Below are 14,638 nucleotides of genomic sequence, written 5' to 3'. Positions count from 1 at the left end.
TAGGGCGGTTACATTTTTGCTATTTGAATAATTAAACGACGGTTTTTATTTCGCCCTAAAATATTTTCGTTAGTATCAACAAAACGTTTTTCACCTAGGCCTGTGGTTTCTACTTTGCTCTCATCAACACCTAAGCTGACCATATAATCTTTTATAGCTTTAGCACGCTTACGCGATAAATCTAAGTTATTCCAACGGCCACCGTAGCTATCGGTATACGAATCAATACTTATAGACTCAATACTGGTATCATTTTTTAAATACTCAGCAATTTTATCTAAGCGCTTTTGCGACTCTTTAGTGAGCTTACTGCTATTTGATTGGTAGTTCATTACAGTAAATGAAATATCTTCAAAGCTGTATGGTAAAAGTTCATCGCGGCACTGCAAAAACGCCCAATAGGCTTGTTTAAAATTAACGCTTGAAATACCAACGGCAATTTTGTCGGCACTATTTTGCCAGTCCTGGTAGTAAAAGGTAGGATGAAACCCTTTTTCAAGTTCAGTTAGCATTTCCCATGCGGTTTTATTACCAAGCTCACCATCAAACTTTTTAAGTAACTTCATCGTGGTCATATCACGCGCGGGCAGGCCTGAACGCCATGCTGGTGGCACCGCCTTTAAACCGGCTATATCGTAATTGTCGGGGCGCACAACCATATCTAGATTAAAAGTTAGGTTTTTGTTTTTACTGGCCGATGCCTTAAATATGGCCTCACCGTAGTAGGGCACTTCGTGGTTTAATTGACACTGTAAGCGCGTTGTTTTTATAACTTCCCAATTGGAGTTATCTTGATTTGCGCTGTATTGGCGCATAGCCGCTTGCGATGAATAACTCATCAAGGCGGTGCCAAGGCTTACGCTAATAAAAAACAACTTACACTTCATAAAACGCTCCGGTTAATCTACTAAGCCAATATTTTGGCGTACGGCTAAAGTAGGGCTCTATACCAACTTAATTAAAAACATAATCTTTGTATCGTATTAAATAGCCCACTCACTGCGTTAAACTTACTGATGTAAAACAAAGCTATAAATAATTTTCGCCTTGTTATTGCGCTATTTTCTAAGCGCCATACTGGTATCCGTAATTTAATGCGATGGGGATTAATAACAGCCAATACAATTAGCAGTTATTTAAAAGCAAATAGCATGCCTACAATATATTAATTAAATAATTTATAAAGCCCTAGCCGAGTAGCCCCCAATTTTGACATAATAGTGAGCTTATCCTCATAAACCAAGAAGACTATGGCAAATACTGAGCAAACACTTTTCGCACAACGCTTTCGCGGCTTTTTTCCTGTTGTTATTGATGTAGAAACCGCCGGCTTTAATAAAGAAACCGACGCCTTACTTGAAATTGCCGTATCAATTTTAAAAATGGATGACGAAGGGTTACTCAGCATAGATCATACCGTTCATTTTCATGTAGAGCCTTTTGAAGGCGCTAATATTGAACAAGCCGCAATTGAATTTAACGGCATAGACCCGTTTAGCCCGTTGCGCGGCGCTGTACCAGAAGACGAAGCAATTAAAGAAATTTGTAAAGCAGTACGTAAAGCGCAAAAAGCTGCTGGGTGTCAACGCTCAGTTGTAGTGGCACATAATGCCGCTTTTGATCATGGCTTTTTAAATGCAGCCATTGAGCGTAACAATATTAAGCGTACGCCATTTCATCCATTTGTGAGTTTCGATACAACCTCGCTTGCAGGGTTAGCTTTAGGCCAAACGGTACTAGCTAAAGCATGTAGAGCCGCGGGGATTGAGTTTGATAACAGCCAAGCACACTCGGCACTTTACGATACAGAACGCACAGCAGAACTATATTGTTTAATAGTAAACCGTTGGCAAGAGCTAGGGGGCTGGCCATTAGCGCCACTACCTGAAAGTGACGCCCAAGAAACTGAAAACACCGAAGAGGGTACTAAAACGACTGAGTGATTTTTCCCTCAGAAAGTTTTACTAAGTGGGGTGGGTAAATACGCGAAAACTGTTTTGTGTCTTTTGCTATTTTAAGCTCCACACCTGGGTGCATTATTTCGTTAATTTTAAGTCGGCTAGTTGCCAATAGCTGAGAAATTTTTTGCTTCACCAATCTTTTTTGACGTTGTACGTGCATAGCGCGAGTTTTTATATGCTGCTCATTAGCGGCAATTTTATCTAGTAGCTGTTGGCGTTGAGCAGCAACTGGAATTTTTATCGCTTTTTCTTTAGCTTGTTTAAGTGCAGATGTTTTACTTGCTAACACTTTTTCAAAATCAATTATTTGAGACTGCTTTGAGCGCAGTTCATGCCAGTTTTGAGCTAAAAACACACGGGTCTTAGTCCCAGCCGGCGCACCTAGTTCACCTGTTTCTATACGCATAGCATCAAGAATATTTCCCCCAATTATTTTGCCGCGAGGGTTACCTGCTTTACCAACACGTATTAAGCGCCTTGCACTTAAATTACAATGTAATGCTTGGCGTTCTATAAATAAATCTTGCGCACTTTTAATATTACAGTACTGGGCATAGCCAATAGAAATAGTACGCTGGGCTGAAATTTCACACGTAAATGCTTCTTCATTTTCACGCTTACGGCCAATAGCGCCGAGCATAATAGTTACCGCGCTTTGGCTTTCAATCGTGCCTGATTCTACAAACCCTAATACAGTAATATCGCCATTGGCTTTAACCCGCATACCATCTTTTACATCACCAGATATAATTACACTGCCATCAAAATCAACGTGGCCTGTACTTACATCTACATTATGAAAACACAAAACATCGTCAACCCGCATGCCTCTAGGTAAGGCCACAGGGACACCTTTACAATCGGCAATGAGCATGTTTGGGTTATTAGGGTCTATTTTTGTGCCTTCAAAGGGCTGTAATTGATGTTCTTTACCAGGCGTTGCCTTGATCATATCGCCAAAAACCGTATAGCCATCTTCACCTGGAGTAGCAGCTACTCGCTGCATTAAAGGGGTGCCGGGCTTTACCGTAATAATCGCGCCAAGGTCTTTCATATCGACCTTGCCACCTTCTTTTGCTTGGGGGCTAAGTACGCGGTCTTGCGCAGTAGAGCAAAGGCGAACAAACCTCGCATCACTACCTTCTTTAGGGTTTCGGCCATGAGCCACAATAGCGCTGTATGATGTACCTGCAGGGTGAGAAAACTGCTGACCTAAAAACGTATCAAGTGCGCGAGGGCTAATGCCTTTTTTTACACCGGCTTTAACTAAAGCTGCTTGAGCTGCCTCCATTGAGAGTAATGCGCCGCCTTTGGCCGTGGTAAGCGTAGCCTCTGCAACCATGTTTTTTTCATCAACGTTAATAACAATGCTCGCGTCCGTGGCTTTGGCAATTACTAATGATTCTTGCTGATAATTTTTACTCGGTGAAAATAACTTACCAATATTGCTAGAGAGTACTTCAAACTCGCAATAATCCGACTGTTCAAGCAGCTCAATAAGTTGAGCACTCGTTACCGGAAATCCATTATCAATAGGGTGTGCAGATAACGCCAGCTCACCCGTTTGTTCATTAAATAAAAAAACCGACATTTATAAATTCCCTACGTAATATGCCTGTTATTATGATTATTACTTTTACTACTAAAGCCTTATAGCTAGTGTAAAATTTAACTCCTTATTTGAGCACAACTTGACCGGTATGTTAAGTAAATGTTCAGTATTTGTTTGCTTTTTTACAAACTTGTGCTTGTTTACTGTTCAGTTGATTCAGTTAGCTAAAATAAAAGTGTCACACCCCTTGAGTATCAGTCGTTTACTCAGTTATACTGCCCTCACTGAAAGAAATTCATATTTCAGGGGCTGATTAGGATTCGACGGAATTCAAGAAGCCTGAGGTGCATGTCGAGGTGCGGTTTGCCTCGTAAAAAAGCCGCAATTTAAAGTAATCGCAAACGACGATAACTACTCTCTAGCAGCTTAGGCTGGCTAGCGCTCCTTCCATGTATTCTTGTGGACTGGATTTTGGAGTGTCACCCTAACACCTGATCGCGACGGAAACCCTGGCCGGGGTTGAAGCGTTAAAACTAAGCGGCCTCGCCTTTATCTACCGTGTTTGTCCGGGATTTAAAGGTTAATTAAATGACAATACTAAACATGTAGTACCGACGGTCGAGGCTTTTCGGACGGGGGTTCAAATCCCCCCAGCTCCACCAATACAGGTATTTAAGTTCGTTACTTAAAAACCATAAAAAAACCGCCAATTTGAGCAATCAGATTGGCGGTTTTTTTATGGTTTTAATTTATTATTTGCTTGCAGTGGCTAGCTTCATTTTTATCGATCTTACTTTCATTTTAATACTAATAATAATAAGCGTTAAAAACGACATTAAGCTAATTAGTAGAGTTAAATCTAATATCGGTGACTTGGCGAGTTGTGTGTTTGTAGGTGTGACGGGCAAAGCGTCAGGCTTATTTTGTTGTTGTCTAATGTAGCTTTGGCTTATCCAATCAACGGCGTTTATCCATTGAATTTTATCAGGGTTATCATTACCAAGCTTGCTCATTACATGGGCGTCGTTATTAAGCGATTTAGCAAGGTTAATTAACTGCTCCCAAAATACATGTTCAGTGCCTAGCGCATCTATTTCTTGTAGGTGCTGCTTTAACCTTTCTGCGCCCATACTGTTTATATTTGGTTGCTTTAGAATTTTTGCGTAACTGTTTATATGCGTTGAAAAACGAGCAAAATAGCTATCAATTTTTCGCTGCGCCCCTTGGTTAAGCTCATCTGTGTTGTGGGTGTTAGGCAAGGTGACTTCTGGGTGCTTTTTTTGATTTGCTAAGTACTGCTTATAATGAACGTAATTTAATGTTGTTGAGGGCGAAGCTGATGAGCTGTCTATCATACTCATTTTAAGTGTGTTAAAGCTTATTACTGCTGAGCAAATAAGGCAGATGAATAATAAGCTATAACAAAAAAATAATGCGCTTTGCAGTGCTAATTTGGGCAAGGCGGTTGGGCTATTTACGCCGGACTTTTTAATGCTGGTTATTGTATTAGCTATGTTTTTTACTGCTGGCTCATTGTGAGCAACAATCAGTTTAGTACCCGCGGCTCTTTGGGGGCCCCTTACACTTGCGTGCGGTTCTACTTTGGTGATTAAACCAAAACTTTTTAGTTTAGATTCTGTTTTAACTGCATCAATACTCGATAGGTCTTTGACGAGTGCGTAGGCTCGGCCATCAAATAATTTTACAGCGACATTATGGGGAATTTTTAAAAACTGACAAAGTTGCTCTTGTACGGTACTAATGTCAGCATTTTGGTGTAACTGACCATTAAAAATAATTTTAAATGAGGCGCTCACGCTATGTCCTTATTCGTGCAACTTCCATTGAGGAATTTTTATTATTGTTTTAACACGCTGTTAATTTACCAGATAAAATAAGGGGTTTCTAGTATTTAGCCTTATTAAACTAGTAAAAAAGCCTGAACAAAATTTACTCTGTTGAGTTTTTAACGCATTGTTTTGTGGTGATTTTAGTGGAAGTACTTGTTTTTCATGTTGTTTTATTAGGAACGCGGTGTGTAGGCTTTTATAAAGCGATTTAAACGTGTTGTTTACATTTAATAAATATAGTGAAGCAAGGGAGGGCGCGTGCGATTTAGCATTTAAATACGTTGCCCTTTGTAAGGGGGTTTACAAAGGGCAACCAGAGTGTTTATTTTACGGCTGCTTTAATGGGCGTTTCGCCGTCAAATAGTTCAAAAACACGGTTGCCATTAAATGCGTTAGTAGCAATATGTAATAGGGCATTGGCAACATTTTCGCGGCTAATTTTAGCTTTAGAACGATCGTTTGGACGCTCGGTGGTTACTTTCATTGAGGCGCTTTCATCGGTCAGCCCACCTGGGCGCACTATGGTGTAGTTTAAGCCACTGTTGATAAGGTGCTCATCGGCCATATGTTTGGCAACTAAGTAAGGTTTTAAGTCGCTTTCTATTGAGTCTGGATCGTCAGCGCCAATCGAGCTAATCATAATAAAATGCTTTACGCCATGCTCTTTAGCATACGTTGCTGCTTTGGTGGCTGCCCATAAATCAATTAGCACGGTTTTATCTGTGCCTGTACTTCCGCCAGAGCCAGCAGCAAAAATAACTTGATCGCAATCTTTTAGCGCACCAGAAAAATCTCCTTCGAGATCTTGCTCCACAATAGTTAAAAATGGACTATCTAAATCATCTAACTTACTTTTATCACGCACTAATGCAGATACATTTTGCTCATTGTTTAAAAGCAACTTGGTTGCCATTTTACCAATTTGTCCGCTAGCGCCAATAATTAGGGTCTTACTCATAATTAATTCCTTCTCAATTTAGTGTAAAGGTATTTAGTACAAATAGACCTTGGGGTAGGCATTCGTTTTTAAAGGGTAAAACGCTGTTTTTCTCTACAAAGTGGTTATTTAAAAGTAAATAAAAATTGAGTCTGAACTGAGCATGAAAATTAGCCGCTTTTTACTGTGTTTATTCAATCATTATGCTGACTTCGGTAACATAATTATGATGGTATAAACTGATGCGAACAGCATGGTTTTGGTAGTTATAGTAAAGGGTGCGGTAGTTATTATCGCCTTTGCTGTTAATGGGATCACCAAGGGCCTGCTGATAAAATTTAGAAATAGCATCAATAGAAGCAGCTAAATACCCTGTTCTAACCAGCGGGTATTCGCCAGTTACATCCATGGTGGTGATGAATTCTTCAGGTAAGGGGATGGCGGTTACGTCTTGGCTAAATGTGTTAAACGATATAGCGGCGAGTAATATTACAGCACAAGTTAAAGCTTTCATTGTTATCCTTTTATTGATACCCATCCGCATTCATACATATGGTGCGCATTGGTTATATAATACCATTGCGCAATAATACTTAATCATTTTGCGGTGCTAACCGTGTCGTTACCTGTTTTAAAAAATTTTTATTTAGAACAACTAAATAGCGAACTTTTTTCTTAGCCATCAACAGGTTTTTCCAGCCTCAAAATTGATCACTTAATTAAGCGGATTGGTATAAATTCCTTTTATAGTTATTATTTTACGCAAAAAATGAATGATGTCATTTAAATTTTATTTCGTATTAAATCACGCACTATAAACCGCGCAGGGTGAATGGCCTGGCTTACACGCTCGCTGAGTGGGCGTGGTTCATTATTTAACGTGCTAATAAAGTGCTCGCTTAATAACGGTGCGCTGCATAATGCGCGCGCTCCAAATCCGGTAAAAATATGTAAGCCTTGTTGTGGCTTGCATAGAGGTGAGTATTGATAGCGTTTACCTAGGCGTAAATTAGCAAAGGCGGTGCTGTAATCGCTTTGCTCACACCATTGTCCTGCCATTGGCAAGTGATCTATAAATGTGCAGCGCACAGCTGCTTTAGCACAGGTAATGTCACCTAATGTGGTGGCAAAGTCGCTTTGATGGTAAAAGCTAAGTAATTGCTCGTGGTTTAGCTGGTTGTCTTTTTCTGTAACGGCGCGACTTTTTGTGTTTTTTTCAAATGTAGCGCCCATACAGTGCTTACCTAAATAGGCGGGTGTAAAATATCCTTTATGGCACAACACGGTTTTAAGCTGCTTAGATTGTTCACTCGCTTGAATATGCGATACTTGACCACGCACCCCTACAATAGGTAATGCGTTTGTTTGTTCAAACGCATCGCTATGCTCACCTGCACATATTATTACATCACTAAAAGGGCCATATTGGGTATGCTTGTGGGTTAAATACCAGCCTGCATCGGTTTTAGTAAGTTGCTGTATATGGCAATTAAAATAGCTATTAATAGGGTTAAGGCTATTGGCTGCTTTTAGCATTGCCTCAACTAGCTGGGGTGGGTTTACCCAACCGCCTTGCTCAAAATAAACGCCGGAGTAGCCGGTTTTTACGCCTGCCAGTTTATCTCCTTGCTCTACAGTTACATTGCGCATTAAGGCTTGAGGCCATAACTGTTTTTGTTCTAAGTTTTGATGTTTATCGGCAAGAGGCTTTTTTACCGCATGTTGCAGCACACCGCACCAGCTATAATCAAAATTAAAGCCGTTTTTTAGTAGTTGCTGGTAACTGCGTTTAGCGTATAAAAAACTGTTCGCAAATAATTCACTATGAGGTGAGTTTTTAGCTTGCAGATGGGGGTAAACCGCGCCTTGTACGTTATGTGAAGCACCCATAGCTGGTTTTTCATCTTGGCAAAATAGGCTACTTTTAATGCCACGCTTAGCCAAACTGTGCAAAATACAGCTACTCGCAATCCCGCCGCCAATTACAGCAACATGCTCTAGCTTGGCAGGGGGTTGTTCAAAGTACGGGGGTGATGACTGTGCACTATTAGCGTGTGCTAATTGGCCTATCAGCATTTCGCGTTTACGGCCAAAGCCTTTCGCTTTTTGCATGCTAAAGCCTGCAGCTGTTAAGCCTCGGCGTACAAAACCTGCAGCGGTAAATGTGGCAAGTGTTGCATGCTTGCGCGATATATCAACCATGGCATTAAACACACTTTGTTGCCACATGTCAGGGTTTTTACTCGGTGCAAAGCCATCTAAAAACCACGCATCGACCACCCCTGATTGCGGGTAGCTCATTGCATTTATTGAATCAAGCACGTCGCCAAAATACAAATCAAGAATAACTTGGCCGTTATTAAATTCTATGCGATGACAGCCGCCTAAATTTATAGGGTAATGTGTTATTAATTCATCACTGAGCTTGTTTAATGTTGGCCACGCTTGCAGTGCTTTTTTTAGATCATCAGCATTAAGCGGGTATTTTTCAAACGAAATAAAATGCAATCGCTTAACCCGTTTGTCTACTTGATTTTGAACTTGTTGATTGGCAAGGTGGTCATTAAAGTGTTGCCATGCATTTAAAAAGTTTAAACCAGTACCAAAACCGGTTTCGGCAATAACAAAATGCGTTTGGTCATGATTTTGTAACCGCGCCTCTATATTGTTTTGTTGATAAAACACGTAATGCGATTCAGCAAGGCCGTCGTCATTAGAAAAATAAACATCGTCAAAGTTATCGGCTACCGGTGTGCCTACTTCATTAAAGTGTATTTGGGCGTTTTTTATCATGACTTATTAAATTTTTAGACAGTATTTTTTAATTATTTTACGGGTTTTCTTTGAAATAGTCTGGCGTTATTTATAAGCTATTAAATTCAGAGTACAGGTGTACGCTAGAAAGCTGACCACTTAACACCTAAAAACAGCGTAAAATACACAGTAATTTAGTATCAAGCTAAGGGAATTACCCATGAGAAGAGCCGTAATTACGGGTATCGGTGTTGTATCAAGCATCGGTAATAACAAACAAGAAGTATTAGAGTCACTAAAAGCGGGCAAAAGCGGTATTGCTTTTAACCAAGAATTTGCCGATTACAACTTACGTAGTAATGTATCGGGCAAAATTGATATTGATGTTAAAGAACACGTAGACCGTAAAGCAATGCGCTTTATGGGTGATGCTGCTGCTTACTCTTATATTTCTATGAAGCAAGCAATTGAAGATGCTGGCTTATCAGATGAGCAAGTATCTAATGAGCGCACGGGTTTATTAGTAGGCTCAGGTGGTGGCTCTTCAAAGTGGCAAGTAGAAGCGGCCGATATTTTGCGCGAAAAAGGCGTAAAGCGTGTAGGTCCTTATATGGTTCCGCGTACGATGGCAAGCACGACATCGGCTTGTTTAGCCACGCCATTTAAAATTAAAGGCGTTAACTATTCTATAAGCTCTGCGTGTGCAACATCTGCACATTGTATTGGCCACGCTGTTGAGCAAATTCAATTAGGCAAGCAGGATGTTATTTTTGCCGGTGGTGGTGAAGAGCTCCACTGGACTCTTGCAATGGAATTTGACGCAATGGGCGCGTTATCTACCAAATATAACGAAACACCAGAAAAAGCATCTCGTACGTACGATGCAAACCGCGATGGTTTTGTTATTTCTGCTGGTGGCGGTATTGTTGTAGTAGAAGAGCTTGAGCATGCACTTGCTCGTGGCGCACATATTTACGCAGAAATTGTAGGCTACGGTGCTACATCTGATGGCTACGACATGGTAGCACCTTCAGGTGAAGGCGCAGTACGCTGTATGCGCCAAGCAATGCAAGGCGTTGATACTCCAATTGATTACTTAAACACGCACGGTACCTCTACGCCAGTAGGCGATGTTAAAGAGCTAGGCGCTATTCAAGAAGTGTTTGGTGGTAACTCACCGCTTATTAGTGCGACTAAATCATTAACGGGTCACGCACTAGGTGCTGCGGGTGTTCACGAAGCTATTTTCTCAATTTTAATGATGGAAAACGACTTTGTAGCGCCATCTATTAACGTTGATGAGCTAGATGAGCAAGCACAAGGCCTTAACATTGTAACTGAGCGCCGTGATGCACAGCTTAATACTGTTATGTCTAATAGCTTTGGTTTTGGTGGTACAAACGCCACATTAGTTATGAGCAAATATAAAGGTTAATTCGTTTTCTCTTTATAGTGATTAAAAGCCGAGCATTGCTCGGCTTTTTAGTTTGTGTAATGGCTCGGTTGTTCGTTACAATAGCGCCTCATTTTGCCATACGGACTCCCCAATGAAGATTCTTGCCGATCAAAACATGCCTTTAGTTGAGCAGTATTTTGCAGACTTTGGTGAGGTAACGCGCTTTGATGGACGAAACTTAACACCCGATGCGTTAATTGATGTTGATGTATTACTTACGCGTTCGGTTACTAAAGTAAACAGTGACTTGCTTGCCCACGCTAATAAATTAAGCTTTGTAGGTACCGCCACTATTGGTGTTGATCATATAGATACACAGTTACTAAACGATAAAGGCATTGCCTTTAGTAGTGCCCCAGGTTGCAATGCAGTGGCGGTGGCTGAGTATGTAATAAGTAGCTTGTTTGCCTTAAGCCAAGAAAACGCAGCCCCTTTAAGTGGTCAAACAATAGGTATTGTTGGGGTGGGTAACATTGGCAGCTGTTTAGCACAAAAACTAAAAGCACTTAATGTTGATGTTTTATTATGTGACCCAATTAAACATGAGCAGGGCTTATTAGCCGAGCATGTTGAGCTTGACGAACTACTTGAGCGCGTAGATGCGGTTACCTTTCATGTACCGCTGATTAAAACCGGTGAGCACAAAACGCATCATTTAATTGATGAAAAACGCCTTAAAGCGTTAAAGCCTGGGTTAGCAGTTATAAATGCGAGCCGCGGAGAAGTAATTGATAATCAAGCTTTGTTATCGGTTATGGAGCAAGGGGCAGACTTAGATTTGGTTTTGGATGTTTGGGAAAACGAGCCTAACATTTTAATTCCATTGCTTGATCATGTGCGCTATGCCAGCGTGCACATTGCCGGCCATACCCTTGAAGGAAAAGCCCGCGGCACACAAATGCTGTACCAAGCATTGTGTAAATTAGAAGGCGTAACCGCAGAAAAATCTCTCGCTGATTTTTTACCACAACCTGCTGTTACAAGCCTAAGTTTACAAAGCAGCTTTACTGAGGCTGATATTGCGCGTTTAGTGCATTTAATTTACGACGTACGCCGTGATGATGGCATTTTGCTGCGCAACTTAGCAAAAGACGGGTTTGATAGTTTACGTAAAAACTACCCTGTAAGGCGTGAGTTTAGCACTTTAACGGTAAAAGGGAGTGCACAGCATACAGATGCACTCGCTCAGCTTGGCTTTAACACCGCAAACTAATTTAACTAGTAGTGTTGTTTTAACACTGCTTAAAGAGGATAAAATATGTCGCAAAAATATAACGTTGCTGTACTTGGCGCTACAGGCTTAGTAGGTCGTCAAATTATTGAAACCCTGGAAGATCGTAAATTTCCGGTAGACCAACTTTTTTTACTAGCCAGTAGCCGCAGCGCAGGTGAAGACATAAAGTTTCGTGGTGAAACCATTGAAGTACAAGACGTAGAAGGCTTTGACTTTAGCCAAGCACACATAGGTTTGTTTTCAGCTGGTGGCAGTGTATCAGAAAAATACGCGCCAATTGCAGCCGATGCGGGCTGTGTTGTAATTGATAACACGTCACATTTTAGAAATGATTTTGAAGTACCGCTAGTGGTACCAGAAGTTAATGCAGCAAGCCTTGAAGACTTTAGAAACCGCAATATTATTGCAAACCCTAACTGCTCTACTATTCAAATGATGCTAGCGCTTAAACCAATTTACGACGCCTACGGTATTGACCGCATTAATGTATCTACATACCAAGCCGTATCTGGTGCAGGCAAAGAAGCCGTAGATGAATTAGCAAAGCAAACAGCTAATTTAATGAATGCTCGCCCAATGGAAAACGAAATTTTTCCTAAGCAAATTGCATTTAACGTTATTCCTCAAATAGATACCTTTGAAGATAACGGCTACACGCGCGAAGAAATGAAAATGGTAAACGAGACGCATAAAATTTTGGGCGATACCACTATTGCTGTTAACCCAACCTGTGTACGTGTACCTGTATTTTTTGGCCACTCTGAGTCAATCAACATTGAAACACGCATGCCGTATGACTTTGAACACGTTAAACAGCTTTTAAATGATGCCCCAGGAGTCGAGCTTATTGAAGATGAGGGCGATTACCCAACCGCGGTTTCAGACGCTAGTGGTAATGATACAGTTTACGTTGGCCGCTTACGCGCCGATATTTCGCACCCTCATGGTTTAAATATGTGGGTTGTAAGTGATAACACCCGCAAAGGGGCTGCCACTAATAGTGTGCAAATAGCGGAAGAGTTAATCGCTAACTACTTATAAATACCCGCTAATATTGTGTGTAAATTAAGCGGCAAACTTTTATAGTTTGCCGCTTTTGTATTTAAGGGAGCCAAATTATTGCCGCTTAGCGTTGCTACTAAACTAAACGCCTTGATCTATCACGATAAAATAGTATTAAGAATAAAGTTTTAAGGTATTTATTTTCAAAGCGTTGCAATGGATATTAGGCCGCAACTGGTTTATAGTTTGTAACTGGAATAGAGCTTGCAATAAAAATAGATTGTAATAACAAATGTAGATCAGCTATTTGGCTGGTTACGGCAAGAATAATTAATGTTGAGCAGCTAAATAAATAGCAAAGCATTTAACATTTACACATTAAAGGATCAGCATGCGCGGTTTAGCTTCACTTATTATATTAGCGTCTGCATTGGTAGTAACTCCAATTTACTCTCAAGACAGCACCCAATTAAAGGGGCCAAAAGGCGCTGACTATGGTGCGCAAGGGCGATCAATAGGGCCTATAAAGCCAACCGATACACTATGGCGTATTGCTGCCAAAGTACGCCCAGATAACTCAGTTAGTATCTACCAAGTTATGCAGGCCTTGTATAACAAAAACCCTAATTCTTTTTTAGAACAAAACCTAAACCACATGCAAAGTGGTGCATATTTAAAAATACCCACCTTAGCGGAAATTAGACGCGTAAATCCACAGCTTGCTAAACAACGCTCAGAGCAAGATGACGCGCTGTGGGAAAAAAAGAAAAATGGCACACTAACCACCAGTGAAATTAACGCCGCGCAAACTAAAGTAACACAAGCTCGTAAAGCCGATGTTGACGACGCTAAAAAAGAAATTCAAAAAGAATTAAATGAAATAAAAACGCAGCAAGGTAATAAGCTTGTAGAGCTGCAGCAGCAATTTAAAAGCTCGGTTAATAATGTAGAAGAAATATTAGCTGAGAATAATAATCTCAAAAAACAATTGTCGGGTATTTCAAAAGAGCTCGCCAATGTAAAAGAACAGCTAGGCCAAGACAGCGAAATTCAAAAACAGCTAAAAGAGCTAATAGAAAAACAAAACGAAATAATAGCTCAGCAAAAAGTGCAAGAAGTACCAAAAGAAGAACCTTTTGACCTAGGCGCTTTAATGTCTAACCCACTTGTGCTTATTTTATTAATGACCATTCCTGCGTTATTAATTATTTTTGCTGTGGTGATGTTTTTACGAAAGCGCGCCAACAAAGACGAAGAAACTCAAGATGACGATGATTTTCTGCCACAAACGCCCAGCTTTACCGAAGACGAGCCGCAAAGTAATGATGCGTTAGACGATCCAATCATTCCTGACCCTCTTGATGATTTAGATATTCAACTAGATGACAATCATAGCAACGATATTTTGACAGAGGAGGATATTGCATTTGATGATTCTCTCGATGATGCGTTAGACGATGAATTTTCTGATTCAGAAAACTTGCTCGATCAAGACGAATTAGAAAGCCTATTAAGTGATGATATTGTTTTTGATGACGAAGGCAGTGAAGGGGACGAGTTAGACGTTTTCATGCAGCAGGGCTTTGATGAACCTGTAGATGAAAAACAAGATGATGAAATTGACCTTGATTTAGATGATACAAAAGATTCGGACGATATTTTAAGCAGTGACGACCTAGACGATTTATTTGATGAGGACGATAGCCTGCCTGAAATTGACTTGCCTGAGGTTGAGCAACCTACCGCAGATAGCAGCTTAGAAAGCAATGATGAGTTGGCCGCGTTAAGCGAAGAGCTAGCCCAAGAAGAGGATGATGACTTTGATATTGATGAACTATTAGATCAACAAGCTGATAAAGAATCACCAAAAGACGATGACTTTGATTTAGACG

11 protein-coding genes and 1 other RNA gene are annotated in these 14,638 nt (G+C 40.6%); 6 read left to right on the top strand and 6 right to left on the bottom strand.

Annotated elements, in window-relative coordinates; all coding sequences use genetic code 11:
* Window positions 1–8: 8 nt before the first annotated feature.
* On the bottom strand, window positions 9–887 hold the full coding sequence (locus tag CWB60_RS16960; RefSeq protein WP_138579996.1) for a flagellar protein MotY: 879 nt from the start codon (window positions 885–887) through the stop codon (window positions 9–11).
* 363 nt (window positions 888–1,250) lie between these two features.
* On the opposite strand from CWB60_RS16960, the gene rnt reads away from it, so the two are divergent.
* Window positions 1,251–1,943, top strand: coding sequence for a ribonuclease T (rnt, locus tag CWB60_RS16955; RefSeq protein ID WP_138579997.1), 693 nt, complete (start codon window positions 1,251–1,253; stop codon window positions 1,941–1,943).
* Here the strand turns inward: rnt and CWB60_RS16950 are convergent.
* Window positions 1,927–3,552 carry a flagellar assembly protein A gene (locus CWB60_RS16950; RefSeq protein WP_055253134.1) on the bottom strand — a complete coding sequence of 542 codons (1,626 nt, stop codon included), beginning with the start codon at window positions 3,550–3,552 and terminating at the stop codon, window positions 1,927–1,929. The genes rnt and CWB60_RS16950 overlap by 17 nt on opposite strands.
* Before the next feature lie 266 nt (window positions 3,553–3,818).
* Here CWB60_RS16950 and ssrA point away from each other — a divergent pair.
* Window positions 3,819–4,175: a transfer-messenger RNA gene (gene ssrA / locus CWB60_RS16945) on the top strand.
* A 90-nt stretch (window positions 4,176–4,265) separates the two neighbouring features.
* On the opposite strand, the gene CWB60_RS16940 is transcribed toward ssrA, so the two are convergent.
* The 4 genes from CWB60_RS16940 to mnmC all read right to left on the bottom strand — a co-directional run bounded on the left by CWB60_RS16940 (window position 4,266) and on the right by mnmC (window position 9,093).
* Window positions 4,266–5,330, bottom strand: a complete 1,065-nt coding sequence (locus CWB60_RS16940; RefSeq protein ID WP_138579998.1) for a hypothetical protein — start codon at window positions 5,328–5,330, stop codon at window positions 4,266–4,268.
* A 355-nt stretch (window positions 5,331–5,685) separates the two neighbouring features.
* On the bottom strand, window positions 5,686–6,321 hold the full coding sequence (locus CWB60_RS16935) for an SDR family oxidoreductase (protein ID WP_004588390.1): 636 nt from the start codon (window positions 6,319–6,321) through the stop codon (window positions 5,686–5,688).
* 169 nt (window positions 6,322–6,490) lie between these two features.
* Window positions 6,491–6,814 (bottom strand): hypothetical protein, encoded by a 324-nt coding sequence (locus CWB60_RS16930; protein WP_138579999.1) that lies wholly within the window; start codon window positions 6,812–6,814, stop codon window positions 6,491–6,493.
* A gap of 269 nt (window positions 6,815–7,083) precedes the next feature.
* On the bottom strand, window positions 7,084–9,093 hold the full coding sequence (mnmC, locus tag CWB60_RS16925; protein WP_138580000.1) for a bifunctional tRNA (5-methylaminomethyl-2-thiouridine)(34)-methyltransferase MnmC2/FAD-dependent 5-carboxymethylaminomethyl-2-thiouridine(34) oxidoreductase MnmC1: 2,010 nt from the start codon (window positions 9,091–9,093) through the stop codon (window positions 7,084–7,086).
* 181 nt (window positions 9,094–9,274) lie between these two features.
* On the opposite strand from mnmC, the gene fabB reads away from it, so the two are divergent.
* The 4 genes from fabB to CWB60_RS16900 all read left to right on the top strand — a co-directional run.
* On the top strand, window positions 9,275–10,489 hold the full coding sequence (gene fabB, locus CWB60_RS16920; protein ID WP_004588393.1) for a beta-ketoacyl-ACP synthase I: 1,215 nt from the start codon (window positions 9,275–9,277) through the stop codon (window positions 10,487–10,489).
* 112 nt (window positions 10,490–10,601) lie between these two features.
* Window positions 10,602–11,723 carry a 4-phosphoerythronate dehydrogenase gene (locus CWB60_RS16915; RefSeq protein ID WP_138580001.1) on the top strand — a complete coding sequence of 374 codons (1,122 nt, stop codon included), beginning with the start codon at window positions 10,602–10,604 and terminating at the stop codon, window positions 11,721–11,723.
* A gap of 45 nt (window positions 11,724–11,768) precedes the next feature.
* Entirely contained in the window at window positions 11,769–12,785 is a 1,017-nt protein-coding gene (locus tag CWB60_RS16910; RefSeq protein WP_004588395.1) for an aspartate-semialdehyde dehydrogenase, read from the top strand.
* A 352-nt stretch (window positions 12,786–13,137) separates the two neighbouring features.
* Window positions 13,138–14,638: FimV/HubP family polar landmark protein (locus CWB60_RS16900; RefSeq protein ID WP_283234875.1), on the top strand; the 1,501-nt coding region annotated here is incomplete at its 3' end.

This window comes from Pseudoalteromonas sp. S327, assembly GCF_005886415.1.
Classification (GTDB): domain Bacteria; phylum Pseudomonadota; class Gammaproteobacteria; order Enterobacterales; family Alteromonadaceae; genus Pseudoalteromonas; species Pseudoalteromonas atlantica.
Note: the sequence above shows the minus strand (reverse complement) of the source record. Positions and strands in the feature narration are given on the sequence as shown.